The organism is Caulobacter sp. D5, assembly GCF_003185805.1.
Lineage (GTDB): Bacteria > Pseudomonadota > Alphaproteobacteria > Caulobacterales > Caulobacteraceae > Caulobacter.
Genome location: NZ_QHJY01000450.1, coordinates 1 through 1,756 on the forward strand (window position 1 = coordinate 1; position 1,756 = coordinate 1,756).

A 1,756-nucleotide genomic window follows, 5' to 3' on the forward strand; every position below is an offset into this window, starting at 1 on the left:
CGGCGGCCTGAGCCGCCGTCTCCTGGGTGGCGACCACGCCGCGCAGGCGGGTGATCTCGCTCTGCTGCTCGGTGACGATGCGGGAACGGTCGGCCAGCTGGCGGTCGCGATCGGCCAGGTCCTGGTCGCGTTGGACGAGGCGAGCGGTGAAGGTCTTGGTGGTCTCCTCGGCCGCCTGGGCGCGGACGGCGGCGACGTCGACCTTGGCCGAGCGCAGGGTGGCGATCTCGGCGTCCTTGTCGGCCAGCAGCTTGTCGCGGTCGGCGACGTCGCGGGCGGCGGGGCTGTCGGTGGCGATGACGCCGCCGACGGGGGTTATGACCGTCCCGGCGCGCAGCACCCGGGCCGCGACCGTGGTGCGGGCCACGACCTTCTCCTCGACCGCCAGGCGGCGCACCTGGCCGAAGTCGATGGTCAGGCCGCCGCCGCGCGCGGCGCGGCCGAACTCGGGGCTGACCGACATCGCCGCCGCCCCCTCGACCAGCCGGAAGGCCGGGGCGAAGGGCAGGGTGTCGTCGGCGATCGCGCCGGTTCCCCGGGCCAGACCGTCGGCGTCGGTCTTGGCGCTGGAGACGGCGACCCAGGCGTTGGTCTTCAGGTCGAACAGCTGGACGTCCAGGCTCGCCCCGACGGCCGGCTTGCCGTCGGCGTCGGTCAGCCTGGCGCTCCAGGTGAAGGCCGTGCTCATCCCACTTCCTCCAGACCGACGACGGCCCGCGCATTGAACGCGCCGATCGAGGCGACGACCACGACGACGGCGCGGGCCGGCTCCTTGGCGGCGATGGACAGGGTGGTCGCGGCCTTGCCCGCGGCGTCGGTGCGCAGCAGGGCCTGGTCGAGGCGCGTACCGGCCTGGCGCTTGTAGTTGGCCGCGCCGCGCGCGGCCGACAGGGTGGCGCCGGCCTCGTCGTCGATGTTGAGCTCGACGGGCTGGTCGGCCAGCACCTCGCCGGCGCTGTTGGCGACGGTGATCGACAGGGTCGCCTTGCCGCCGATGTTCTGGCCGACGACGAAGGCGATGCGCGGCGTCGGCAGGCCCTCGCCGGGCGGGGTGGCCACCAGCCGGCCGCTGATCGTGCTGCTGACCTGCTGGTTGCTGGAGCTCTGGTCGCGGGCGGTGAACAGCAGGGCCACCGGCCGGCCGCCGGCGTCGGCCTTGGTCTGCATGTCGACCTTGATCGAGAAGTCGAGGAACGGCAGCTGGTAGCCGCCCAACGGCGCGCCGGAGGCATCGACGCGCGGACCGGCGTTCAGGGCCAGCTGGGCCTCGCGCACGCCCTCGGCCAGGGCGACCAGCAGCTCCTCGATCGAATTGCCGACGAAGCGGCTTTCGGTCGTCATCAGTCGCCTCCCTCGGAACTGTCGCGGGATCCTTCGGCGCGCCTGGCCTTCAGCTTTTCCAGGGCGCGGTCGCGGCGGGCGTCGTCGCGGGCCTCGTCGGCCTCTTTCAGTTCGCGCACGTCGCTGGCCATCTCGCGCATGCGGTCGGCCTTCTCGGCGTAGTCGACATATTCGCCGACCGTGCCGGCGCCGACCGCCAGCTTGCGCGCGGTCTCGCGGACGTAGGGGTCGGCGCGGCCGAGGCCCGGGATCTTCTCGCGCGCCTTTTCGACCCAGTCCTTGGGGATGGCGTCGCGGGCGCCGTCGAGGGCGCGCTCGGCGGCGGCGTAGGCCTTGCGGCCCCGGCTGACCATGTCGCGGGCCTTGGCCAGGCGGCGGTCGAGCGGGTCGCTGGCTGTGGCCGTGGGGCGAGGGC

Annotated in this window: 3 protein-coding genes; all 3 read right to left on the bottom strand. The window is 73.8% G+C overall.

Going from position 1 to position 1,756, the window contains the following annotated elements:
* On the bottom strand, positions 1-688 hold a 688-nt coding region (locus DMC18_RS23320), incomplete at its 3' end, for a hypothetical protein (RefSeq protein WP_146218189.1).
* A complete protein-coding gene (locus tag DMC18_RS23325; protein ID WP_110119693.1) occupies positions 685-1,341 on the bottom strand; it encodes a hypothetical protein in 657 nt (218 codons plus the stop codon). The genes DMC18_RS23320 and DMC18_RS23325, both read right to left, overlap by 4 nt.
* On the bottom strand, positions 1,341-1,756 hold a 416-nt coding region (locus DMC18_RS26270; RefSeq protein ID WP_158285972.1), incomplete at its 5' end, for a hypothetical protein. The genes DMC18_RS26270 and DMC18_RS23325, both read right to left, overlap by 1 nt.

Bases quoted from the DNA above. Each gene is read 5' to 3' on its own strand.
- DMC18_RS23325 (WP_110119693.1), bottom strand. From the start codon at position 1,341: ATGACGACCGAAAGCCGCTTCGTCGGCAATTCGATCGAGGAGCTGCTG.